The following is a 24,446-nucleotide window of genomic DNA, read 5'->3' as shown; positions in this document are numbered from 1 at the left end:
CCGATCCCTCCACCCGCATAGCGGGTGGTTTTTTGTTTCGCACGTTTTACGCGCTCAACCGGCTAAAGCCTAAAAAAAAAGCAGCCGGTAAATAACCGGCCGCCCTCTCCAATAGAAAGAACACATTCACTTCATGATGAGGATGTCATGTTCGTATGTCGATCTATTGATTAGATCTTATAACCTGCAGCCGATGATGCCATGGCTGCTGCGCTATCCCTTCATCCTTTACCAGCCTGTCCCAGACAACCGAGGATATTTCCGTCTGGGTCTGCCGGTGGGACTCCGATTGTCGATCAATCGCTTCGCTTCTTATAGCCCTTCCGTTCAACAGCGATAGATGATCTTTCCTCACTGGCGCTTCCCCCTAATCACGTCCATGCCAAAAAACTCCCCATAAAATAAAAGAACGCAAACCGGGATAAATTCCACAGTCTGCGTGCTTCGCAAGGGTAACATTTAATTAACCGTATTGTATCAATGTTGTCTATGTTTGTCCAGATAAAAAATCCCGATTTATGTCGGAAGCTATCTTATCGGCTGGCAGGGACGTAAGGATTCCGCTGTTTTTCATAGCCAATGGTTGTCCGGGGTCCATGGCCGGAGTACACAACGACTTCATCCGGGAAGCTATACAGCGTATTTTGAATGGAATCAATCAAATCACGTTCACGACCTCCAGGAAGGTCCGTTCGCCCAACGCCTAGACGGAACAGCACATCGCCGGAAAATAGATCATTTCCACATTTGAAGCTCACACTTCCCGGTGAATGACCTGGTGTATGAAAGACACTGAAGGTATGTCCGATCAACTGCAGCTCAAGTCCATCCGCCAAATCGTACTCAGCCGGCTCAGTGGACAGCGGTTCCGTTACCTGTGGCCACATCATCGAGCCGTTAAGCTTCGGGCTGGACAGCCATTCACTCTCCAGGGTGTGCAGGTAAACAGGACAACCCTTTAGCTTACGGATTTCCTCGACACCGGCCATATGATCGAAATGCGCATGGGTCAGCAGGATCGCTTCAATTTCCAAATCGGCTATTCGCTTCAACAGCGCTCCCGGGTTCATGCCAGGGTCGATAATGACTGCTTTGCCTTCTGCAGGCCCTGTCAATAAATACGCATTCGTCTGAAGCGGTCCTAAATTAAAAGTCTCAATATGAAGTGTCATAATTAGAACCCTGACATAAGTTCACGCAATTCCTTAATGATTGCAGCGTGAAACTCATACCCTTCCCCGTAGGCTTGAATAATGCTTTGTCGTGTGACCTCAAGGTTGTCCTGATAGTCCGGTGCTTCACGATCCGGATTGTTCTGCTTAAACTCAATCATAAACTTCTGCACATGCGCCGGGCGCGGTCCCCATGTACCGAGAACATGTCCTCCGGTATCCGAAATGATAACAACCGGAACGGAGCGTCCGCCCATGGTCAGGAACTGATCCATGACGTCCAGATTCTCTTCCATAATCAGCACTTCAGTCTCCATCCCCGCCGTCTCCATCGCACGAAATACGACAGGTATATTGCGTGCAACATCGCCGCACCAATCCGCTGCCAGAATGAGGACCCGCAGGTCATCCCGGAAATTCAGGCTTTCGAAGAACTCTTTATCCTCTTCATTCTCCCAGACAAACTGTTCATACCCTGCCTTGAACGTCTCCTGATTCTTCTGCATACCGTCCATAAATTGCTGTGGAGATATGCCTGTCCCCAAATGATTTGCCATATTCATGCTCATTCGTTATTTCGACCTCCCCTTCGATGTTTTTATCCATTTTATCAAAAAATAAAGAATCATGACGGCCAATGCCCCCAGCAGAATTTCCTGTACGTACGGCCCTGCCTTCTCGTCGATATGCTCCCATTGATCACCCAGAAGCAATCCGAGGTATAAGAATAATGCCGTCCATGGAATAACGGCCAGGGTGGTCAACAGTGTAAACCGTCCCACATGCATCTTGGAGATGCCTGCCGGTATGGAAATCGCATGCCGTACCACCGGTACAAACCGTGCCGTAAATATAACGCCGGTGCCGTACTTGCCAAACCATTCCTCGGCGTAATCGATATGCTTCTTCTTAATCAATATGTACTTCCCGTACTTCTCCAAGAAGGGCCTGCCTCCATAACGGCCGATCCAATAAATAAACAACTGTGCGAGCACACCGCCAACGGTACCGAAGAGCAGGGCTCCGAGAAAATGCACCTCACCCAAGGATACCAGATAACCGCCATAGGCGAGTACGATCTCACTGGGAATGACCTCCACCATCAAACCGAACATGATTCCGAAATAGCCCAGCTGCTGGATCCATTCAAACAATCGGCCTACTACCTCGTAAAAGAATTCCACGCTTGTCCCCCGCTTTCTTCCTGCGTTGATTTCTAGTACTAGCCTATTCTAACACAGCCCGGGACATGCCTTCTACTGCGCCCAATTAGAGGCGGCACAGTGACTTTCGCCCGTTTCGGGACATATGGTGAAGCAAAGGAGTGAGTCACGCATGCATTCTCCCCATGCCAAACAACCGGGCAGCAAGCCCCCCTCCCCGCGAGGGATACGGCGGGCCTGCAGCAAAGAATTATATCGCACGACCAAACGTCTCAAGCTGTACCTTCCTCCGGAAACCTTGAAGCAAGGTGAAGAATTGTATTACCGGAAGGTTATCGGCAATTTGATCTGGATCCACGAAAACTACAGCAACAAGAAACTTCTGTGCGACTGGTGGGAAAAGGAAGTCTGCGGCGAACTGGCCGAGCTGTGGGAGGTTCCTGAACGTCAGTTGGCCTCGGCCTTCCGGGATGCCTTCGGCGGATAACGCTGCTATTTCTTGTACCGTAGTACGGCATGATTCTGAAGCTAGCGCAGGGCCAAGATATCTGCTTTCATGGGCTGCCTTGCCGCATGCTTCCGTGTTCCCCCATTCAACGTTTTTTCCAATCGGTTGGCCTGCCGTACCGCAAGCACAGACAGATCGAATTCCCGGTCATTGCGAAGATGTTTCATCTCATGAAGACCGGCTGCAAGGGACCGATAGCGCTTCAAGATCTCCAATCCAGCCCGAGCCGCTTCAACCGATCTGGCGGAATCTCCTGCCGTCCGGTGCCAATCTGCGAGGGAAGCCAGCTTCAGCACGGCTCGGGTGTGTTTGACATCATTGAACCGATCCTGATCAATGGCCGCTATATACCAGGCTGCCGCCTCTTCTGATTCGCCTCTGAGCGAGTAAGCTTCTGCCAGCTTCCAGCTCAGCCCCGGGTGATTCGGTGCATATACCAAACTTTGCATCAGCAGCGGGATTCGCTGGCTTGGGGGAAGCCAATCCGCCAGGCTCAGTGCCGCCTCCGTGTTGGCAGGACTCCACCTTAACGAGGATTGGAGGAGCGTTATCTGCCGTCCGGGCGGTTCCGAGGCGGCCCCACGCTCTTTGACCTCACTGATGCCCAGCGCAGCAGCGAGAAGAACCCAGCCCGCGAGCAGAACGATCGCTGTAACCCTGAGCAGTGGCAGCGATTGTATCGGCCGATTTCCCCGGTTCCCTTCATAAACGGCTAGCAGCTTCTTCTCTATTTTGAAGGGTTTGCGTCTTTGAGCTGTGTCAGGGCCATTCTGTACTTCCCGACCAGAGGCCGCAGCGAAGCCCATTACTGTAAGCCACAGCAGCAGCAGCCATACCAGACCAAAGCTCCAGTCAAAGTCCACCGCCGCGTGTCCGATCAGCACGAAGGCAGCGGGCATGAGTCGGGAGCTCACAGCAATGAGCCCCGCAACCATAAAGCTAACCAGAACAAGGACAAGTAGCAAACCGATCACGCCCGTATTCAGCAGGATATCCATATATCCACTGTGCACCTCGGCACCCACGTAGGGCTGGGACTGAATGGCAAGGTAGGATTGCCGCCACGTCTCCCCTCCCCGTCCCAGCCACAGCGACGACCGGGCCAGCTGCCATGCGTCGCTGTACATGAGGCGGCGCGCGCTCAGCGTTGCCGCGCCGCCCAGAGTCCGATCCTGCACCTGATGCAGGATCACCGCTCCGGCTGCGGCAGCCAGCAGCGCCGCAGCCCCCAGGGCTCCTGGCGCGGCATACCGCCGCCGCGAGCCCCCGCTGTGCCGCCAGCGGCACAGCAGCAGGCCGGCGAGGACGCCGCCGGCCCAAAGCCCGGCCAGCCATAGCAGGCCGGGCAGCACGGCTGGAGCCAGCTTGGCCTCAGCCAGCTGGCGGTACAGCAGCGCCGCGCTCGCCAACGGCGCGGCGGCAGCCACCAGGAGCGGCGCGAAAGCACGCCGCTCCTGGGCAAATCCGGCCGCGCACGCGAGTGCGGCCGCGAGCCAGGCGCCGCGCGACTCCGTCAGGAGCAGCGCGGCGGTGTAGGGCAGAAGCGGCAGCAGGGCAGCCGCTGCGCGGAGCGTGCCCGTCCGGGTCCGCAGGACGGACGGCAGCGCGAACAGCCGCTCCAGCAGGAAGGCGGCCATCACGGCCCCGAACGTGTTCGGGTACTGAAGCAGGCCGCCAAGCCTCGCGCCCGTCGCGCTGATGTCCGCATCCGCCGTATGATAGATCCCATACGGCAGCTCCAAAAGCCCATATACGGCAAGCAAAGCACTGCCGCACAGCACAGCACCCATCAGATGCCAAGCCACCTGCATCATACGTAGGCCATCACCTGTACGGCATATACGCCAGGCAACGGCTGCAAAAGAGCCGTAGCTTCCCCACAGGATGATCTCTTTCATCGTGCCTTCCAGAGAGAGTGGTCGCCCGATTGCATGAAGCACATACATGAGAATCATTCCGCAGATGCACCCAAGCACCACCCGCAAACCTTTATCCAAATTAACCAATCCAGGCATCATGCCAATGCCATCAATCTCCTGTCCTTGGATTCCACCATGCCGTTTAGTTCCCATCATAAGCAGCAGAAGCACTCCAAAACCCACTCCGACCCCATAGATATCCCCATCAAAAAACATTCCGCTCCGGATACCTGCCACCAAGACAAGTGCAATCAGCATGATCCCGCAATTACGATGTAAGATCTTCCTTGCCATGAACCAACGCCCCCGTTCCCATGCATAACCATTCATCCTCGGCTGCTCCTTACACGGCATCCGTCCTTCGTGGCCAAACCAGCTATTAGCCATTGTGGACAAGGACTTACATGGTTATTCTTGAAGAAAGACCGCGTTTAGATATTGCCCGAAATCACCGGCAATCGGGGTGAAGATATCTACTCGATGCCAAACTTTCTTGCGATATCTGGAAGTCCTTGCTTCGAAGTTCATACTTTCTGACACTTAAAAAAAGCGATGAAAGTGCAGTCGCACTTTCATCGCTTTTCTGAGATCAACATGATGTGATTTTACGTATCCGGCAGCAAGTCTCTGCACGCCCGCTCAAGATATGGCGAGGCGCTTAAAAAATCGCGAAACGCAGTGTATTCCTGCCACAGTTTATCCCGATCCCCGGCAGAACCGCTAACCGCACGGATCAATATATTTTTCGGGGTATGTTCCATATCAATAAACTCGAGCAGCTGCGTCTTGTAGCCCATCAGATCAAGGAGCTTGGCTCGAATGGCGTCCGTAGCAAGCGCCGAGAATCGTTCCTTCAGAATACCGTGGGACAGCAGCGGCTCCATAACAGGGCTTTGGACTTGGGAGAACAGCTCATGCTGGCAGCAAGGCACCGACAGAATAACCGAAGCTCCCCAACGGACCGCTTTTTCCAGCGCAGCGTCTGTTGCCGTATCACATGCATGCAGCGTAACCACCATATCCACCTGCTCCAGCTCGTCATATTCCGCAATGTCACCGACAAGAAACTGCAATTGGGTGTAGTTCAGTTTTTTCGCCAGCATACTGCAGTGTTCGATGACATCCGCCTTGAGATCCAATCCGACAATATTCAGCTTTCTGCGCGCGGTTACCGCCAAATAGTGATATAAAGCGAAGGTCAGATAGGATTTTCCACAGCCAAAATCAACGATCGTCAGTGGACGGTCCTCCGGCAGGTGGGGAAGCACATCCTCAACCATCTCCAAAAACCGGTTGATCTGTTTGAACTTATCGTACCGGCGAGCAAATACTTTGCCGTCCTCACTCATGATGCCGAGTTCCACCAGAAACGGAACGGGCTCTCCCTCTTCAAGGATATACGTCTTTTTCCGGTTATGAGACAAATCCGTCTTGGTCTTGGAGGCGGATTTGGTCAGAATCGAAACCTTATATTTCTTCGAGATCAGTACCTGATAATCCGCTTCCGACGTATACATCATCGCTTGCCGGAATACATTCTCGAACATGTCAACCAGCACCGCCTCCGCCTCATCCGCCGGCACGTTCTGATGGGTGACTTTGGTTCCGGAATAATAGGCGAACTGGTAGTGCAGCTTATTCTTGAGCTCTACGGGCTTAACCGTTACTTTGCTGTAAGTCATGCCTTCCCGCTTGCGAAGCTGGCTTAGCGTAGCCGTGATCAACGAGCCTTCTTCCATGATGTTATGAATCAATTTCCTTAATGCATCCAAAAGGCACATCTCGCTTTCTTTAGGTGATAGACAGGTGAATCCCGCTTAGGTAGACGACTTGTCACCGTTCACCGCTGTATGCGGAAAACGACGGTTAAGCTCATCCATTCCTTCGTGGACTTCCTCCAGCGGAAGCCCGCCCTTCGCCAAATCCTCGGGCAGCTTCAGCTGCAATCTTTGATAGAACTGTACGGCTTCGCCATATTCCATCTTGCCGTTATCCAGCAGTTGGTAGAGGGTGTTCTCCGCTTCCGCGTACATCCCCTGCTGCTCCGTATATGCATAGTAATCCCGCATCGCCGTCTCGGGCAATGCGTATGACCTTAAACGTTCTCTCACCACACCGATCCGTTCCGTCAACCCGATCAGATTGAGATCCGCTCCTTGCAGGGCCGACTTCAAATATAGCTGAAAAGCCTTGGTATAGAGCATCACAGCCTCTTCTTCACGCTCCAGCTCAAGCAGCAGGGATGCTTCCTCTTCCATAAGCCTGACGGCGCTTTGCAGCTTATCCGCTTCCAGATAACCATGACTGCGAAAAAGCTGTTCAATATCGGCAGCAGACAATGAGCGAAGCAGCTCTGAATTCAACCGGAACTGCCGTTTGAACAGCTCATCAAGCTCCCATAGGGCTTCTGTGTGCTTTCGCTCCTGCTTCAATGAAAACACCTTGGCAATCATCTGTGTCATATCCTCAATTAGCCGCACGAGATAATCCCTGCGAAACATTCGCCCACCCCCAACCTGCATCCATGACAAATGCAGCGTATTCTGATCTTGCCGGGTCCAAATCCAAACCGGATCACCATTAAATTGTAGGCTATCCGGGGCCAGAATTCCAGTAGCCAGCCCTCCCCCCATTCTCGGCTCTATTTCGGCGGCCGGCCAAGCAAACGACGGAGGGTATGCCTGGGCACAAAAATAAAACGGATATCCCGCACAGGGGTATCCGTTCATTATAAACTATCGAAAGATTCTCATGCGTTTATTCATGCTCAAGCCGTCCCATGAAAGAAGTGATGGCTTCCCCGAGCTTCTCCGGCGTCTCCATCATACTCATATGTCCTGCGCCCTCGATTACAAATTGGGTCACGTTGTCATGGTCTGTCGTAAAGGTACGCTCTGCCGGAATCAAACCGTCCTTCTCCCCTGCTACCAGCAGAATAGGCAGAATGGACGCCGAGAGCACATCGCGTCGGTCCGGACGCTCACGCATCGCCAGCGCCGCTCCGATCGCTCCCTGAGGTGGCGTTAGATAGCCTATCTCCTTCGCCCGCTGAATACATTCCGGCTTGGTATCCTTCGTATCCGGAGCGAATAAGCCGGGCACCAATCCGTCAACAAAAGCCGTAATGCCCTCCCCTTGGATGGTGCTGACCGCCTTCACCCGCTTCTCCTTCGCTTCGTCCGAATCCGGGTAGCCTGTGGAATGAATCAGGCCGAAGGCGTTTAAACGAGAAGCGTAACGCTGGGCGAAGGAGAGCGTGATGTATCCTCCGAGGGAATGACCGAGTAATGCTGCCTTCGGGATGTCGAGCTCATCCATCAATAGCAGCACATCGTCTGCCATCTGTTCAATGGTATACGATCCCATCGGTGCATCAGACCGCCCGTGACCACGGAGATCCGGTACAATGACTCTGAAGCCTTGAAGAAATGGCAGGACCTGTTCCCAGTAGGCGGAGCTTCCGCAGAAACCGTGAAGCAGAATGATGGGCTCACCTTGTCCCTGATCAACATAACAAATCGTGCTGCCGTTGCATTGTACTTTTTCCATAGCGATACCCTTCTTTCTATTCAGCGGATGCCATGTGATAGACACCCATTATTTTATAAAGAATGATCTATTATTAAACAAAAACACCACCGGCTGAAACGCCGTGTCTTACGGCCTAAGGCCAAAGGCTATAGCGGCTTGCTTTGCTATCTGCTCCGCCATCCCCATGACTTGGTATAGAGACGTCACTTGAAGAGTCCAATATGGCTTCGGTCCATGGACGTTCACAACCGCTGCCACGCTGTAATCTCCCACTGCCGGAAGCCTCCCGCCGACGGACTGGGCAGGCGTCAGCGGGCCCTCGCATGTAAAGAAATATCCGACCGACGAGGCTTGTCCCAGGCATGCATCAATGGCAATAATCGTCTTGTCCTCAGGTATACCTTGAAGTCTTGACTCAAGATTAAAAGCGTCACACGGTTCGGGCAGCGTCCCGATCACATGCGGAAAACCGTATTCCATGAGCCGGCTTCCTGTGAGCGGTCCGAGTGCATCTCCTGTGGAACGGTCGGTGCCTATACATAAAAATACGATGCTGTCCAGCGCATGCCGCTGCGAAATCGACCGAAAAAAATCCGTTAGTTCATGCCCCGACATTTTAGCTTTTACAGCCTGTACGCCTGGCGTCTTGCCGGCTTGTTCGCTCATGACGGACCTCCTCCTTGATTACATCGCTTGAAACCTTGTCCCACAGCCTGAAAAACCTTTTTTTCCTGATTTTAACCTATCTCCGTCTCCGATGGCAAAAACATTGGTCGAGCCGCACGGTAACATGGTACAATACAGGGACGAAAATCGTAAATCCGCCTATGAGAGGATGGTGTTAATCCATGGATTTGAGTGAAAAATCCCAAGCCAATGTCGAGTATATGATTGAACAGATTAAAACCAAGCTTCGGATGGCTACAGGGGCTGCTATGCAAGCCTCTGCCTTCTCGGTTAACCAATATGATGATATTTATGATTTGTACGACATGGTCATGAATAAGCAAAACCTTAGTATATCGGAAGTGGAAGCTGTTGTATCGGAGCTCGGGCAGCTGCGTGGGAACCAATAGATCATCATGGCCCGAAAAGCTTGAAAAGATCAAAAAGAAGAGCCCTTGTATAGCAAAGCCCCCGGAACTTCGCTAATCTAAGCAAAGTTCCGGGGGCTTTCTGTCCTTCTCTACGGCATATCAATCATCACCACTTCCGAGTTCCCCTCACTTGAGTTCCCTCGGAATGTCAGCTCATGACGGCGCTGTATCCTGGCCGCGTCACCCGCTGTAATATCAAACATGCCGTCTTCCGATGATATTTCGACTTGACCACTAATCACGTACAAATGCATTCTCCGACCTTCGGCCAGGCTGTACGTCAGTTCTTGTCCTGTCTCCAGTATGGTACTGTACATTACAACATCCAGCGACTCGGGCAAGCTGCGCTCCCCGTGGCCCGGCCCCATAATCGGAAGCACCTGGTTCAATTGCTGTTCTTTTGTAAAATCGCCTTGGTGATGACTGGTCTCAAGGTTCGGCTCCGCAGGTAGAAACCACATTTCCAGATAGCGTACGTCCTCGTAAGATGAGTCATTCTTCTCTGCATGGTATACGCCGGAGCCTGTATTCACGACATGAATCGAACCGGGCGTCAGTTCCATTTCTTTCCCTGTATCATCTTCATACGTTAACGTGCCTTCCAGCACCAAATGGACAATGACCAAGTCATGATGAAACCTTCGATCAAAACCTTCCTTCGGTTTAAGCACATATTCATTATGTGCCAGCAAGCTTCCAAAATGCTCGTTATGTGGGTCTGTATAATCACCAAAGGAAAAGCTGAATTCACTATGAATCCCGTCTTTATGGGTCGTATGTCGTTCCGCTGCCGTCATGATTTTAATCATGGCCGGTCACCTCCGCCGTTTTTACTAATCAATACCCCGGCGGTTTCCGGTCTAATCAGTCATGCTTACGCATGAGCTAGCCTGAATGCGGTTTCCACCCTACCTACTTTAAAGCCTTCATCGTTGTATAAGTCCTTGGGATACGCGGCTTTCAGGCGATCGATGGTTGTTTTGTTGTTATACCCGATTTGCTCCAATATGGACTCCGCTACCCAGCCCCATTCTTCTTCAGAGCCATCTGCAATCTTGAACGAAATGCCTAGGCGCTCCTTCTTCAGACCCAAGCAGTACACACCTTTAAAGCCTCCCTTGGCCACAATATTATCATCTTCCAAAAGAAGGGTGTCCACCTTGTGATTTCCCGCCACCATATAGGGAGATGCATGCATGGCCTCCGTAATTCGGATGACCGCCCTTTGGGTTGGCTCATCCTCAATAAGTTCCGGGGATGCAAGCTTCATATAGGCTGTAGCCAGAGCACGAAGCGGCATGGCAAATACCGGTAGGCCGCAACCATCGGTTCCCAACCGGATATCAGAGGGAGCCAGTCCGGCCAAATCGGAGACCGTCTGAAGGATCTCCTGCTGCAGCGGATGTTCCGGCTGATCGTATCCCGTCACCGGATATCCTGCCATCTGGCAATAGGCCAGCATGCCATAATGCTTGCCGGAGCAATTATGGTACCATTTGCTCTTGTCTCTCCGCTCTCGCAGAAGAGCTTCTTTATTTTCCTCATCCAGCGGCCAGCTGGACGCGCAAACCATGTAAGCTTCGCTAATATTCACCTTGCGGGCAAAGCTTTCCAATACTTCTACGTGAGCCGGCTCCGCCCGATGCGAAGCCGTCATAATCGCGATTTCCTTATCCGTCAGTCCATAATGGTCAGCAAGTCCGCCGCGGATGGAGGGGATCGCCTGCATCGGCTTGGCCGAAGAGCGCGTAAATGCGACATATTCCGGATCTCCCGCGTAAGCATGAACGCTTCCTTGTTCATTAACAATACATATATGTCCATTGTGGACGCACTCTAATATATCCGCACGATATTCATTCACTAATACAGTGTCCATGTTGAATAACTCCTTCTATAACCGTCTGTGACCGTATTCCTGCCTTAAAAAACTCTTCATGTGTGGTACCTATATTCCTCGCTTATTCGAGGATTATTGCAAATCTGTATTCAGTATAGTACAAAAATCTGCAAATAACAGCAGGCTAAATTCCGTAGGGGACGGACACTTCATTTTATCTCCCGTTTCATGCTGTCCTGTTTCACGATGTGCCCTTAGGTTTAATTACGAGATAAGCAAGCCCACTCGAACAACATTGCTCTTTAAAAAGGAGGCGATCGTATGTGGGGAATCATCATCAGCATCGTAATGGCAATCATCATCGGGATTATCGGGGATGCACTGGTTGGTCATGAAATGCCGGGCGGAATTATCGGATCCATGATCGCTGGTTTCGTGGGCGCATGGCTCGGACCATGGCTCTTCGGAGCATGGGGGCCTGTCATTGGCGGATTTGCCATTGTGCCCGCTATCATCGGCACAGCTATCTTCGTATTCTTGCTCGGTCTTGTTGCCAAGCTATTTAGACGTACAGCCTGATTCTCGTGTCTATATTCTTTTTATATTAACTAAAAGGAGTGAAAGTTATGAATCACACAGAACAAGAACATCCAGTACAAAGCGGTTCCACATTCTTCAAAGGTGCTTTCATCGGTGCCTTGGTCGGAGCGGCAGCAGCTCTGTTGTTCGCTCCAAAGCCAGGCCGCGAACTGCGCGGGGATTTGTCCGAGAAACTGAGCATGGTAACGGATAAAACCAAGGAAGTTGCTTATACCGTAGGCGATAAAGCTTCTGAACTGGCCAAAACCGTGGGCACCAAAACCTCCGATGTGATGGCCACCGTGAATGAAGGCCGCCAAAACATTATGTCCAGCGTCAAGGAAGCATCGGCGGACGTGTCCAGCGAGGTTTCTAATGCATCCAAAGACGTAAAGGATCAAGCGATGGATACCTCTTCCGATGTCAGCCGTGAAATAAAATCGACAACGAATGTTTAATTCGTGAGGTCACGAATAGCCAGCTGACACAGCTGGCTATTTTTGTGCCAGATCGTGACAGTCAGCTTATAAGCATCATATGGATTGATAATTGAGATGAAACGGCGCATCTGCCTAGAAAGCGGGGATATCTCATGAGTAAAGCGAACCCATATCATAGCGGCTCCAGCTTCTCGACCCGAAGCGGCGATCGTTCGACACGACGCGAGGAGCCACGAATGGAAACCGAAACAAGTAAAGAAAGGCGCTCCCGGGAGACGGATAATATCCAGGAGCATCCCTTTGAACTGCGACACGAAGTAAAGAAACTGAACACTCGTCTGGACAAAATTGCCACCACGCTGGAGAAATCCGAAATGAAGGACATGATCGATCATTACATGAATCCCAAGAAACGCATCATCGCCAACCTCACAGCCGGACTATCCCGGGGGCTAGGCTTAACTCTTGGCACGGCACTCGTGCTGGGTCTTCTGGGTTACATTCTCAGCTTCTTTGTCAACGTACCGATGATTGGAGATTTCATCTCGGATTTGCAAGGATATATTGATCAATCCAGATCCTAGTGTGTCTTTAATTCATGAACACGCCCGGTGCCTTTAGAGGTCACCGGGCGTTGTGATCATTCTTCCTGCCATTCATGCATATCCTTCGTACCTTAAAGGTTTTTGTTGCTGGACTTCACTTGAAGCAGGTCCCCCGTCCATCCCTTCGCACGCATCCAAAGATACATCCCCCCGGTCCACAGAAGGGTGAAGCCGCTGATTGCCGTAAATCCCCAGAACGTCTTAATGGCGGGCAAATTCTCAAAATTCATACCCCATATGGCTCCGACCACGGTTGCCGGCGTGAGCACGACCGTAAAAATCGTCAGGGTCTTCATAATTTCATTACCACGGAACGCAGAGATTGCATCGTCTATCGATACCAGCGTATCGATTTCACGCTCATAATGATGAATCAGCTTTTCCATTCGTTCCACTCGATGAAGGAGCTGTTGAAACGAGCGGCTGCTATCCAGCTCGCCATGATACCCTTCCTTTGCTGCGGCGATCAGCTCCTGAAAAGGAATAAACAGATTACTCCACTCCAACAGCTCAAACCGGGACGACAGAATACTGTCCATTAAGGACCTTCGGTTGCGCGTACGCATATCGCTTTCAACAAGACGCAGGTTATGCTCGAATTGGTCCATTCCCGCATGGTAATAATGCAGAATGGCCCGAGCCAGCACAAACATGCCGTCGACAGGCTTTTGGCATTGATGAAGCGTGGAAGCTCTATCGGACTTAGCCATCACGCTTCGGGTATGCTCATCCAAATTGATGGTGATCAGCACTTGGTGGTCTGTATAAAAATAGAACTGTTCCGACTTGTAATGATCGGCATCATCCGTAACCTTATAAAGCATGGTTCCCATAATGACCGGCTCCACCCCATCCTTGAATCGGACGGATAAGTAGTTTCTTTCCTTTAACGTCGATGCCAGATCAAACCATTCGGCTGTATAAGGATAGCACGTCCGAAGTTCACCGATCCAGGAGGATTGCCAGTCATCCGTTCGAACATCGTACCACTTCCATCCCCCTGCAAAAGTATAAATATTCTGACCTTCCATCCTATCCGGCCCCAGCATGTTTCCTTGCCACTCCCTTCTATAAATACGAATCGTAGGTTCCAAAAAGGCACGCTTTCCTGTAATGGAGGAAGCGTGCCTTATGTTGCTATACGTCTGTTTCTAAGAGGCTTGTCCATATCAGTAAGAAGAATTGGACATGATCTGCTTCAGTTTTTCCGTTGCCCGCTTCTGGATACGCGAGACACTCATTTGCGACACGCCTAACCTCTGAGCGATCGCTCTCTGGGACTGTCCCTCCTGAAATGCCAGCAATAGCACCTTCTGCTCTTGCTCCTTCAACTGGCTCATCGCCTGCTGAAGATCCATGCGCTTCTCAACGGAATCAAAATCATTTACATCCGAACTGATTAGCTCTCCAAGCGTCGCTCCGGTTTCTTCCTGAGATAAAGGGGAATCCAATGATACATAATGATAGCATTCACGTCCGGCTAGCACTTCAACCGTTTCCTCAACGGAAAGATCCAGGTAGGATGCAATCTCATTCACATCGGGAGATCTCTCCAGCTTCACCATTAATTCATCAATCGCTTGCTGAACTAAGGCACCCTTCTCCTTGATTCGTCTTGGTACTTGAATGTACCATGATTTATCGCGGAGGAAGTTTTTCATATGCCCGATCATGCTCTTCATGGCATAGGGCTCAAACGGAATCCCCAGGCTGATGTCATATTGCTGCAGAAGGCGAATTAATGCCATTTGGCCAACCTGATACAAATCCTCATACAGGTCGGGCCGATTTCGGGCAATCTTGCCTGACGCCATTTTAACCATCGGTTCATATTTCTTAATCAGCACCGTCGCGATATCGTTATCCTTCGTTTGCTGATACTGTTCAATTAAATGAACGGCTTCATCTCTGGACTCTTGGGGAGTCGCCTTATCACTCATACCGGCTCCTCGCTTCTTGCGAGCCGCTTTGTCAGCGTAACCTCGGTTCCCTTTCCAGCCTGGTTTGTCACGCTTACCTCATCCATAAGCGCCTCCATCAGGTAGAAGCCTAGTCCTCCGATTTGGACCTCGCTGAGATCTTTATCATGAAGTGTACGGTTGCCAACCGCTCCCACACTGTCGAAACTCTCCCCTTCGTCTCTGACCGTAATGGATAGCGAATCGCTGGTCACTTGAAATAAAACCTCTACCATCCCGCCTTCCTGACTATAAGCATACAAGACCGAGTTATTACAGGCCTCCGATACCGCAACCTTCATATCTTCAATCTCTTCATAGGAAAAGCCCATCTTGGAAGCTATCCCGTACAGATTCAGTCTTACAATATCCACATATTCAGCACTGGCAGGCAAATTAAGCGTTACTCTTTGTACATCTGAATTCATTCTTTTCGATCCTTTCCTATTGGGAATTCTTCTTACGACTGAAAGAACTTCGCAATACCCGTCATATCGAACAGCTTTTGAATTTGCGGCGGAACTTCCTCGACTGCAAAGCGTGCTTCCATGCCATGTCTGGCTTTCAGTATCGACAGAAGAATACCAATACCCGTGCTATCAATATATGTCATGTCCTTCATGTTGACGATCAAGTCTACTTCGGAATTGCCGACAAGAGGCTCCATGACTAACCGAAAATCCGGAGCGACGGACAGATCAAGTTCACCGCTCAAAAATACCGTGCATACGCCCTCGTTCATTTGGGTCTTAGCATTGAACTTATCATTCGTTTTTGTATTCATAGACACTCTCTCCCAATCATTTGTTTTCCCTTTACATAACCCGTTATCTGGCTTGTTGAAACAGGTTAAGAGGGTTGTAGACACGCTAATATATGGAAACCGATTGCTGCGCTAACCGTTAATGATGCGAACAGGGCTTGGGGTGATATCCCATCCTTCCGGTTCTACCGGTACATACCGGGATATCAGATGCTTCACACAGCTGATTTTGACCGGCTTGCTGATATATTCATTCATGCCAGCGTCAAAGCAGCGCTTCTGAATCCCGTCCATCACATTAGCCGTCATCGCAACCAGAACGGGAGCCTCAGCTTCCGGCTTCATCTGGCGGATCAGACGCGCTGCCTCCAGGCCGTCCATTACCGGCATCTGCAAATCCATGAAGATCATATCGTAGACTTTAGGACCGGCAACCATCTCAACCGCCTGCCTGCCGTCCTCCGCCATATCCGCTTTCATCCCCATCTTTCCCAGCATGCTGTCCATCAGCTTTCGATTAATCGGATGATCATCCACAATCAGGATGTTTGGTTGCCTCTCCCCATGCACACGATATTTTGCCGAACGCTCCTCTTCTCGGAGTCGATGATACTCTTCCTCATGCGTATGAACGCAGATCGAAAATACGAAGGTGGCTCCCTTGCCTTCCATGGACTCAACCGCGATCTCTCCGCCCATCATCTGTACGAGCGATTTACAGATCGCAAGCCCAAGTCCTGTTCCGCCGTAGCGCCTTGTCATCGAGGAATCCAATTGAGAAAACGGCTTGAATAGCCGATCAAGTTTCTTGGATGAGATACCGATCCCCGTATCCTTCACTGTGAATTCAAGGGTTAACCGGTCCTCTTCAGCTTGGGCAAGCGAAACAACCAAATACACGCCGCCCTCATTCGTAAACTTCACGGCATTGGATACCAGATTCACCAACACTTGACGAAGGCGTCCCATATCACCGAATATGATCGCAGGAATATGATCCTCAATGTAATACGTAAGCTCCAGATTCTTCTTGGAGGCTTCTCCGGAGAACAAACCAAACACTTCCTGAACGCAGGACTTGAGATCGAACGGATATTCCTCCAGCTCCATTTTGCCTGATTCCATCTTGGAGAAATCCAGAATGTCATTAATGATGTTAACCAAGGCATCCGCGCTGTTGCGGATAATCGAAGCGTACTCCCGCTGCTCATTTTGAAGATCGCTGTCCATCAGCAAATCAATCATCCCGATGACGCCATTCATCGGCGTGCGGATCTCGTGACTCATCATCGCCAGAAACTCCGTTTTGGCTTTGGCGGCAATCTCCGCCTCTTCCTTGGCCAGCACAAGTTCTTGATTAATCTTTTCAAGCTCCTGGGTCTTCTGGTGCAACTGCATGGACTGAATTTTCAGCCTCTTATTGGTCCGGTACATATCGACAAAACCCTCGATCTTGGACTTCAAGATTTGAGGGATAAAGGGTTTAACCATATAGTCGATTGCCCCCGCAGAGTATCCTGCAAAAAGATGCTCCGCGTCCTTGCTGTTCGCGGAAATGAATATAATCGGAATATCCTTTGTCTTGTCTCTCGCCTTGATCAGCCTTGCTGTTTCGATACCGTCCATGCCGGGCATTTGTACATCGAGAACAATCACGGCAAAATCATACTTCAAGAGATATCGCAAAGCCTCTTCCCCCGAAGTAGCTTTAATGAGCGTGTATTGTTCGCTGTCCAGAACAGCTTCGAGTGCAAGTAAGTTTTCAGGGCGGTCATCTACCAACAGAATATGAATCGGTTCGTGAAACCCCATGATATCCTCCTACAAAACTTCTATTTAATCTTCCGGTATATTTTCTCCACCCGGTCCAGCGTCTCATAAGCTTCACTATAATTCGTAAAGTGTATGGACTCTTTAGAACCCAGTACGAGAATACCAAAATGGCTTAGACTCTCGTGAAATAATCCATGTACGTGATCCCGCAGCTGATCATTAAAATAAATCATGACATTCCGGCAAAAGATCACATTAAACTCGTTAAAGGAACGGTCTGTTGCCAAATTATGCTCGGCAAATATCATGTTTTTCTTCAAGAACGGTTGAAAAATAACCGAATTGTACTTCGCTGTATAGTATTCGGAGAACGAGCGGGTACCGCCCGCCTCCATATAATTCTTGGTGTATTGCTTCATGCGTTTGATATCGAATACGCCTTCCTTGGCCTGCTGGAGAGAACGTGAATTCATGTCTGTTGCATAAATCCGGGATTTCTCATACAATCCCTCTTCATGAAGCAAAATGGCCATGGAATACACTTCTTCTCCGGTCGAACAGCCGGCATGCCAAATCCGTATATAAGGATACGTACGAAGCAATGGAACTACCGACTGCCTGAATGTCAGGAACAGTTTCGGATCCCTGAACATTTCAGTAACCGGAATCGATAGATTATATATGAGCCGTTCAAAACAAGAACGGTCGTGAAGTACTTTATCCTGAAGGGCTGAGATTGTGGATACGCCCTCGGCATGAACATGATGCCAGATTCTCCGCCTCAATGAGGGAATAGCGTAATTGCGAAAGTCGTAACCATAGAATCGATGAATACCTTCCAAAAGAAGCTCAATCTCGATCTGTTCCAGCTCACGTTCGCTTTCCTCTGTTAACAACAGTTGTTCTGATTCCATATGGTCACTAGATGACATTACGCTTGCACCGCTTTCCCCGTGTTTATTTGCTACTTGTACTTTACCCACAAAAGCAGCTTACGAATACAACCAAACCCTCATAAGCGAAAGAAGTTGCTCCGTTTGTATCGGCTTCTTCATATAATCGGAAGCTCCCGCTTCAATACATTTCGCTCGATCCTCTTTCATGGCTTTGGCTGTCAGGGCAATAATCGGCAGTTTCTCGAATTCCGGCATTTCGCGTAAACGTCGCATCGCTTCATAACCGTCCATCTCCGGCATCATCATATCCATTAACACCAGATCAAAATCCGGATGTTCCTGAAGCAGCTCGATTGCTTCCCGGCCGTTCTCAGCGAAGGTAACTTCCATATGGTATCCCTCCAGCACGCTGGAGAGAGCAAACACGTTGCGGATATCATCATCCACCAGCAGAATCTTCTTACCTTCAAACAGCTCTTCCTTGTTGTGCAGTTTCTGCAGGATTTTACGCTTATCTTCCGGCAAATCAGCCTCGACCCGATGTAGGAACAGCGTCGTTTCATCCAAAAGCCGCTCTGGCGATTTCACGTCTTTAATGATGATCGATTCCGCATATTTGCGAAGCTGCATCTCTTCCTTCGAATCAAGGTCCTTGCCTGTATAAATAATGATCGGCAGATCCACCAGGTTCTCATCGTCGCGGATCTGATCTAGCAGCTCAAAACCTGTCATGTCCGTCAGCATCAGATCAAGCACCATACAATCATAGTGCTGTTTGTGCAACTCACTGAGCGCTTCGGCACCTGTGGATGCCGCCGTAATCGATACATCGTCATGACCAATCAATTCAATAATGGAATTCCGCTGAATGTCATCATCCTCGACAATCAGCAGATGCTTCATCGATTTTTCCGTATAGGATTCGATATGCGTAAACGCGCCTTCCAACGCTTCTCTGGATGACGGCTTCTTCAAGTAAGCGATCGCTCCCATCATTAATCCTTGCTTCACTTCATCCACGACCGAAATGACATGCACTGGAATGTGGCGCGTAACCGCAGAGCTCTTCAACTCGCCCATGACAGACCAGCCGTCAATAACCGGAAGCTGGATATCCAGGATGATGGCATCCGGTTTGTACGACTTGGCCATCTCCAGACCGATATCCCCCTGCAATGCAACCAACGCCTTGAAGCCGCGTCCTCTGGCCATATCCATAAGAATTCTGGCAAACTTCACGTCATCCTCAATGATAAGCAACACTTTATCTGTCGGTCCGAGCTGGTTGCGATCGTCATCCACCTGTACGGACGGCTGAACCTCTTTCGTAATCATCTTTGCCTTCGGCACGATCAGATTACGCTCCGGTGGTGCCTCAATTGCTGCGGCTGCCTGCTGTGTACCTTCTACCAAATCCGGAGGACTAGCTGGCAGGAAGAGCGTGAAGCAGCTTCCCTTGCCTTCTTCCGATTCAACCAGAATGCCTCCGCCCAGTAGACGGGAAAGCTCGCGGCTGATGGATAAACCAAGCCCGGTTCCCCCGTATTTACGGCTGGTTGTGCCGTCTACCTGCTGGAACGCTTCAAAGATCAGATCCGTTTTATCAGCCGGGATACCGATTCCGGTATCTCTGACAGCAAAGGCCACATAATCCGCTTCGGCATTCAAGTAAAGCGGAAGTTTCTCCTTGTCGGCCTTCTCCACATGCAGCTCGACAGAGCCGCTATTGGTAAATTTAAAGGCGTTCGACAACAGATTACGAAGAATTTGTTTCACACGATGGCTATCCGTGACAATGCTCTGCGGAATATCTGCACCAATGTGCACACCCAGGTCAATATGCTTGCGCGATGCAACGGCGGCAAAATTCTGCTCCACAAAGGATTCAATATCCGGAAGCTGAACATCCTCATATTGGATCTCCATTTTCCCTGCATCCACTTTGGACAAATCGAGAATCTCATCAATCATTTTCAGTAGATCGGAGCCCGACATGTAAATAGTCTGTGCATATTCAATCTGCTTATTGCTCAGATTTCCATCCTTATTCTCCGACAACAGCTGTGATAGTATCAGCAGACTGTTAAGCGGGGTCCGCAGTTCGTGGGACATATTGGCCATGAACTCCGACTTATATTTGGTTGTAATCGAAAGCTGCTTCGCTTGCTGCTCAAGCTGCATTCTCGCCTTCTCGATTTCATCGTTCTTCTCTTCCACTTCCTGCACCTGTTCCTCAAGGGCACGCGTCTTGGCAACAAGCTCGGTATTGTAATGCTCCAACTCTTCCTGCTGGCGCTGCAGCAAGTCCTCGGAACGCTTGAGGGCATTGGTTTGCTCCTCCAGATTTTCGTTCGTACGGCGAAGCTCATCTTGCTGGGTCTGCAGCTCTTCGGATTGAACCTGAAGTTCCTCGGTCATGGCCTGCGATTCGCGCAGCAGCTGCTCCACCCGCAGACGGCCTGTAATATTGTTCAGAAGGATGCCAAGAGATTGGCTCAGTTGAGATATTAGCTGCTGCTGTAGTGAGGTTGTTTCCTCAAAGGCAGCCAACTCCATAACACCCAACACTTCATTTTCAAACAGAATCGGATAGATCATGACCGATGCTGGCTTCGATGATCCCCATGCGGATTCCACCTTCATGTAATCCTCCGGTGCGCTTTTCAGTACGATCGGTTTCTTGTCGAATGCAACTTGACCAACAAGCCCTTCCCCGATCATGAAGGCAACCTTCGGCTCTTCGCCGCCTTCATGGGCGTAGGAACCTTTCATCTCCAACTTATTCGGATGTTTGTCTTCTTGACGGATATAGATAGCTCCATAATGAGCACCCAAAATCGGCGTGAATTCGCTGATGAACCGCTGACCGACTTCCTCCAGGGAATTGATCCCCTCCAGCAGCTCCGTGACTCTGGCCATATTCGAGTTCAGCCAGGACTGATCACGCTGCGCCTGGAGATAGGTTTCCTCGATACGCTGCTTCTCGATAATGTCTTCCGACAGGTCTTTAAATACCCGAGCCACATCGCCAAACTCATCCTTGGACGTAACTTTAATACGACGGATCGCCTTCAATCTGCCTTCGCCAAAGCTCTTCAGCATCATGGAGACCACGTTGATGCCCCGGGTAATGCTTGGGAGAATCCATAGAATGACCAGCATTCCGATTAACAATCCGCCAGCCATGATATAGATGAACATTTGGACAGAGCGGTCATATGCCGCTTTTGCTGCTGTTATTTCATCATTGATCTTCTGGTTCTCATAACTGCTAAGCTCGTTCAAACTCGTCAGCATCTCTTCCTGGACAGCTTGTCCAGTCGAGCTGCGTAGCAGATTGGCCTCTGTTGCATTGCTCTTTGCCAATAGTTCCAATGTCTTGTTTTGATAAACGATATATTGATTCACCGCACGATCAATCCGGACTAACAATTGCTGCTCTTCGGCGGCATTTGCACTTTCCTTGATCGCTTTAAAATACGCCTGAACTTGTGTTGTCATCGTTTCCAGTTCCTGTTCGGACACAGCGTACGTGGACTGGTCATTACTCAGTATCATATTCGTAAGCTCACGCGCCATATCGTTGACCTCTCCGCGCATTGCGCTGGAGTTTCGTACCTTTTGATAGCGCTCCTGATAGACCTGATCCATCTGGTCTTTCATATAAGTGATTCGGTCATAACCAATCAAGGTCAGAACCAGCATGAGCGCCAGTAAAGTCGTAAAACCAATGACTAACTTGCTCCTAAGCTTCATTGATTGGTTTCCTCTCCTTTTTTAAGAGATATCCAAACCAGGCATTTATCGTCCTCTCGCTCCTGCGATGGATCATCCACAAAATATTGCTCCTTCATTTCATCTTCTCGCCAATGATGAGGGCCACCCAAATGTTCCTTCAGATAATCCAGCTTCTCGTCATGACCACCCTCTATCAGCTCGAGCAGGCCATCCGTATACATAACCAAATGTCCTTCGCCTTCATACTGAAAGCTTCTTGGCTCCATATCTTCGATCCGGTCGAATAACCCCACTGGGCAGCAGCCTTGATCCAAGGTCATCACATCCCCGCTTTCCTGAAAGAAAAGAGCCGGAGGATGGCCTGCGTTGACATAGTCCACCCGCTTCAAACGGGTGTCTACAACAAGATAGATCGCTGTAAAATAGTACTGTATCAGCTGTTCGCCGAGGTTTAACTGATTGAACCTGCGGTTCAATTCCTGAACCACCTTCTCCGGTTCGACATAAGTTGTTACCGTGTCCTTCAGAACCGAAGCGATGAACATGCAAAATAGGGACGAAGTAATCCCGTGTCCCATCATATCCAGCAGAATCACGCCATAACGGCCTTCGCCAAGCGGGTACCATGCATACAAATCCCCCGCCAGCTCCGCTGAGGGCTGGTATAACGCATGAATCTCAAGCTGATCATCTTCAATTGGTGAGCTCAAAACGGCATTCTGAACCATGGCCGCAAGCTTCAATTCAGCTTGGACCCGCTGTTCCCTCTCAATATGCCAGTCTTTCTCATGCTTCAACCGGAGCGCCAGACGAATCCGTGCCATAAGCTCCACCTTGTTGATCGGCTTCGTCACATAATCGACGGCTCCGGCATCCAGCGCTTCCGCCAGCTTCTTGGAATCCCCGACGGCAGTGACCATAATGATCGGTATATCTTTCAAATGCTCATATTGCTGTACAATACGGCAAGCTTCAATTCCATCCATCTCGGGCATCATCATATCGAGCAGAATCAAATCGATATCCGCTCTCCGGGGATGCAGCTCACGGCTGCGATCGCCAATCCCCAGATGTTCCAGCATTTCCAGGGCTGAAGATGCAGATAAAGTATTCTGATAGTTTTCCTTTTTTAAGATTTCTCGAATAATAATGACGTTAGTCGGATTGTCATCTACGATTAATATTCTCATTGCCCTCTCCCTTAACGTTACGGATTATACGATAGAAATCCTTTTCCTACTATTATACTATAATAACCTTCTGATCTATTGCTATAGAAAAAGGCTCTATGTCTTGAATCTTCCACCTTTATAAGGTTTATGGAACATTCTTTTAAAACATAGATAAGGAATGAGACGTCCAAGGTCTCATTCCTTATCTATGTTTTAAGTCCTATAACGCCTACTATTTGATGCTGCCATAAGCTGAGTTTTCGATGCTATATCATTCATCTTTTTTAGCGATGACGAGTACTTTGCCCAGGTCCAGCTGTTTCTCATAGAATCCAGCCTCAGCCTCCGTGAAGCCAAGCGATACGATTTTGGCGCGGAGCTCATCGCCGCGGGACCGGAATAAATTCGCAAAGGCGTCAAACACGCCTTCTTCCTTGATGCCTACGTTGTTGGCATCGGATGCATCCACGATCCGGCTTGTCTTGTCCGAATCATGAGCCAATACATAAATCCGATCCTGATCGTAACCGGACTGACGCAGGTTCTGAACCTCCTGAACCGCTTGTGTACCGTTCTCAACGACTTTGGCATATGACTTCGTATTGGTAAATTCCATTGTGAAAACCTCCCCTAATAGTGTAAAACCTCAGTAGGTTGTAGTCCATTTGTTATTAACCTGATTTCTTAAGGTTGAAACAAATTTACCTCGCTATAATCGAAAAACAAATCAATTCCTGTAATTTCACCGGAGTTCCGGTCAATAAACACCTTAAGCGCATGATGGTCCTCAAGGTACACATCCCCGTCCTCCGCTTTAAAATACGGTTTACCCAGAGATGCCCGAATTTGATTGGTTGTCATACCTATACGCTGGTCTTCAACCTGAAAGGATGCGGCAGAGGGCTTCACATGAACATATTCCGTGTAGCCGTTGCGAACCCCAACCTCCAAATCTTTGTAATCCAGCTTGGTCATTCCGGTCAGCTCCTCATGCTCCATTCGAGCCGGTGCTCCCAGCTTGCGAATGACATCGCGCTTGTTATCCGTTAACGAAATCCCGTTTAAAGTTCGATAGCTCTCCGTAGAGTTGTCGCTGGTCTGTGCTTGTCTAACATCCGATGCGGCATGAATAATAGGCGGTGGCGACATCCCGGCAGAAGGCTGCGGCTCTGCCACAGCACCTCCACCTCCGGAGTAAATCAAGAGCCCTACCATCAACAGTGCGACATTCCACATGCGACCTCCTCCTTTCTTCAGCTTGCAGAGCTATACCCGGGCTTGGCTTTTTTACA

General features: G+C 49.9%; 26 protein-coding genes. 5 read left to right on the top strand and 21 right to left on the bottom strand.

Going from position 1 to position 24,446, the window contains the following annotated elements; translation table 11 throughout:
- Positions 1–163: 163 nt before the first annotated feature.
- The 4 genes from J7E85_RS28135 to uptA all read right to left on the bottom strand — a co-directional run bounded on the left by J7E85_RS28135 (position 164) and on the right by uptA (position 2,356).
- Complete coding sequence (locus J7E85_RS28135; RefSeq protein WP_215163231.1) at positions 164–355, bottom strand: hypothetical protein; 192 nt, start codon at positions 353–355, stop codon at positions 164–166.
- Between the two features lie 178 nt (positions 356–533).
- Positions 534–1,172, bottom strand: a complete 639-nt coding sequence (locus J7E85_RS28130) for an MBL fold metallo-hydrolase (protein WP_215163230.1) — start codon at positions 1,170–1,172, stop codon at positions 534–536.
- Between the two features lie 2 nt (positions 1,173–1,174).
- The gene (locus J7E85_RS28125; RefSeq protein ID WP_215163229.1) at positions 1,175–1,741 is read right to left on the bottom strand and encodes a thioredoxin family protein; all 567 of its coding nucleotides are present in this window, start codon (positions 1,739–1,741) and stop codon (positions 1,175–1,177) included.
- A 3-nt stretch (positions 1,742–1,744) separates the two neighbouring features.
- The gene (uptA, locus tag J7E85_RS28120) at positions 1,745–2,356 is read right to left on the bottom strand and encodes an undecaprenyl phosphate transporter UptA (protein WP_215163228.1); all 612 of its coding nucleotides are present in this window, start codon (positions 2,354–2,356) and stop codon (positions 1,745–1,747) included.
- Between the two features lie 151 nt (positions 2,357–2,507).
- Between uptA and J7E85_RS28115 the strand changes: the two genes are divergently transcribed.
- The gene (locus tag J7E85_RS28115) at positions 2,508–2,822 is read left to right on the top strand and encodes a hypothetical protein (protein ID WP_215163227.1); all 315 of its coding nucleotides are present in this window, start codon (positions 2,508–2,510) and stop codon (positions 2,820–2,822) included.
- 41 nt (positions 2,823–2,863) lie between these two features.
- On the opposite strand, the gene J7E85_RS28110 is transcribed toward J7E85_RS28115, so the two are convergent.
- The 5 genes from J7E85_RS28110 to yyaC all read right to left on the bottom strand — a co-directional run bounded on the left by J7E85_RS28110 (position 2,864) and on the right by yyaC (position 8,959).
- On the bottom strand, positions 2,864–5,056 hold the full coding sequence (locus J7E85_RS28110; RefSeq protein ID WP_215163226.1) for an O-antigen ligase family protein: 2,193 nt from the start codon (positions 5,054–5,056) through the stop codon (positions 2,864–2,866).
- A 311-nt stretch (positions 5,057–5,367) separates the two neighbouring features.
- Positions 5,368–6,543, bottom strand: a complete 1,176-nt coding sequence (locus J7E85_RS28105) for a class I SAM-dependent methyltransferase (protein ID WP_215163225.1) — start codon at positions 6,541–6,543, stop codon at positions 5,368–5,370.
- A gap of 36 nt (positions 6,544–6,579) precedes the next feature.
- Positions 6,580–7,491: a DUF6483 family protein gene (locus tag J7E85_RS28100; protein WP_251036097.1), complete on the bottom strand. Its 912-nt coding sequence runs from the start codon at positions 7,489–7,491 to the stop codon at positions 6,580–6,582.
- A gap of 28 nt (positions 7,492–7,519) precedes the next feature.
- Positions 7,520–8,311 carry an alpha/beta fold hydrolase gene (locus tag J7E85_RS28095; RefSeq protein ID WP_215163224.1) on the bottom strand — a complete coding sequence of 264 codons (792 nt, stop codon included), beginning with the start codon at positions 8,309–8,311 and terminating at the stop codon, positions 7,520–7,522.
- Positions 8,312–8,419: 108 nt separating this feature from the next.
- Positions 8,420–8,959: a spore protease YyaC gene (gene yyaC, locus J7E85_RS28090; protein ID WP_215163223.1), complete on the bottom strand. Its 540-nt coding sequence runs from the start codon at positions 8,957–8,959 to the stop codon at positions 8,420–8,422.
- Positions 8,960–9,141: 182 nt separating this feature from the next.
- On the opposite strand from yyaC, the gene J7E85_RS28085 reads away from it, so the two are divergent.
- On the top strand, positions 9,142–9,369 hold the full coding sequence (locus J7E85_RS28085; RefSeq protein ID WP_015737472.1) for a DUF1128 domain-containing protein: 228 nt from the start codon (positions 9,142–9,144) through the stop codon (positions 9,367–9,369).
- 110 nt (positions 9,370–9,479) lie between these two features.
- Here the strand turns inward: J7E85_RS28085 and J7E85_RS28080 are convergent, their stop codons facing one another.
- Together J7E85_RS28080 and J7E85_RS28075 are read right to left on the bottom strand one after the other, a co-directional pair.
- The gene (locus J7E85_RS28080; RefSeq protein WP_215163222.1) at positions 9,480–10,199 is read right to left on the bottom strand and encodes a pirin family protein; all 720 of its coding nucleotides are present in this window, start codon (positions 10,197–10,199) and stop codon (positions 9,480–9,482) included.
- A 65-nt stretch (positions 10,200–10,264) separates the two neighbouring features.
- Positions 10,265–11,269, bottom strand: coding sequence for an asparaginase (locus tag J7E85_RS28075; protein ID WP_215163221.1), 1,005 nt, complete (start codon positions 11,267–11,269; stop codon positions 10,265–10,267).
- A gap of 282 nt (positions 11,270–11,551) precedes the next feature.
- On the opposite strand from J7E85_RS28075, the gene J7E85_RS28070 reads away from it, so the two are divergent.
- The 3 genes from J7E85_RS28070 (at position 11,552) to J7E85_RS28060 (ending at position 12,833) form a co-directional block, all read left to right on the top strand.
- Positions 11,552–11,809: a GlsB/YeaQ/YmgE family stress response membrane protein gene (locus J7E85_RS28070; protein ID WP_006212694.1), complete on the top strand. Its 258-nt coding sequence runs from the start codon at positions 11,552–11,554 to the stop codon at positions 11,807–11,809.
- 47 nt (positions 11,810–11,856) lie between these two features.
- On the top strand, positions 11,857–12,267 hold the full coding sequence (locus J7E85_RS28065; protein WP_215163220.1) for a YtxH domain-containing protein: 411 nt from the start codon (positions 11,857–11,859) through the stop codon (positions 12,265–12,267).
- A 134-nt stretch (positions 12,268–12,401) separates the two neighbouring features.
- Positions 12,402–12,833: a DUF5665 domain-containing protein gene (locus tag J7E85_RS28060; protein ID WP_215163219.1), complete on the top strand. Its 432-nt coding sequence runs from the start codon at positions 12,402–12,404 to the stop codon at positions 12,831–12,833.
- A gap of 92 nt (positions 12,834–12,925) precedes the next feature.
- On the opposite strand, the gene J7E85_RS28055 is transcribed toward J7E85_RS28060, so the two are convergent.
- From J7E85_RS28055 to J7E85_RS28010, 10 genes are all read right to left on the bottom strand, one after another.
- Positions 12,926–13,903: a magnesium transporter CorA family protein gene (locus J7E85_RS28055; protein WP_215163218.1), complete on the bottom strand. Its 978-nt coding sequence runs from the start codon at positions 13,901–13,903 to the stop codon at positions 12,926–12,928.
- 120 nt (positions 13,904–14,023) lie between these two features.
- Positions 14,024–14,794, bottom strand: a complete 771-nt coding sequence (locus J7E85_RS28050; protein ID WP_215163217.1) for a sigma-70 family RNA polymerase sigma factor — start codon at positions 14,792–14,794, stop codon at positions 14,024–14,026.
- Complete coding sequence (gene rsbW / locus J7E85_RS28045; RefSeq protein ID WP_076325428.1) at positions 14,791–15,240, bottom strand: anti-sigma B factor RsbW; 450 nt, start codon at positions 15,238–15,240, stop codon at positions 14,791–14,793. The genes J7E85_RS28050 and rsbW overlap by 4 nt, the downstream gene beginning before the upstream one ends.
- 32 nt (positions 15,241–15,272) lie before the next feature.
- Positions 15,273–15,596 (bottom strand): STAS domain-containing protein, encoded by a 324-nt coding sequence (locus tag J7E85_RS28040; protein WP_009594079.1) that lies wholly within the window; start codon positions 15,594–15,596, stop codon positions 15,273–15,275.
- Between the two features lie 111 nt (positions 15,597–15,707).
- Positions 15,708–17,387, bottom strand: a complete 1,680-nt coding sequence (locus J7E85_RS28035; protein WP_215163216.1) for a response regulator — start codon at positions 17,385–17,387, stop codon at positions 15,708–15,710.
- Between the two features lie 20 nt (positions 17,388–17,407).
- Complete coding sequence (locus J7E85_RS28030) at positions 17,408–18,262, bottom strand: CheR family methyltransferase (protein ID WP_371860449.1); 855 nt, start codon at positions 18,260–18,262, stop codon at positions 17,408–17,410.
- 78 nt (positions 18,263–18,340) lie between these two features.
- The gene (locus tag J7E85_RS28025; protein WP_215163215.1) at positions 18,341–22,000 is read right to left on the bottom strand and encodes a response regulator; all 3,660 of its coding nucleotides are present in this window, start codon (positions 21,998–22,000) and stop codon (positions 18,341–18,343) included.
- Entirely contained in the window at positions 21,997–23,172 is a 1,176-nt protein-coding gene (locus J7E85_RS28020; RefSeq protein ID WP_215163214.1) for a PP2C family protein-serine/threonine phosphatase, read from the bottom strand. The genes J7E85_RS28025 and J7E85_RS28020 overlap by 4 nt, the downstream gene beginning before the upstream one ends.
- A 253-nt stretch (positions 23,173–23,425) precedes the next feature.
- The gene (locus tag J7E85_RS28015) at positions 23,426–23,770 is read right to left on the bottom strand and encodes a YflT domain-containing protein (RefSeq protein WP_098748947.1); all 345 of its coding nucleotides are present in this window, start codon (positions 23,768–23,770) and stop codon (positions 23,426–23,428) included.
- A 68-nt stretch (positions 23,771–23,838) separates the two neighbouring features.
- On the bottom strand, positions 23,839–24,390 hold the full coding sequence (locus tag J7E85_RS28010) for a hypothetical protein (RefSeq protein WP_215163213.1): 552 nt from the start codon (positions 24,388–24,390) through the stop codon (positions 23,839–23,841).
- Positions 24,391–24,446 lie beyond the last annotated feature (56 nt).

Source organism: Paenibacillus sp. ISL-20 (assembly GCF_018613005.1).
Taxonomy (GTDB): Bacteria; Bacillota; Bacilli; order Paenibacillales; family Paenibacillaceae; genus Paenibacillus_AQ.
This window is presented reverse-complemented; position numbering and strand designations above follow the sequence as displayed.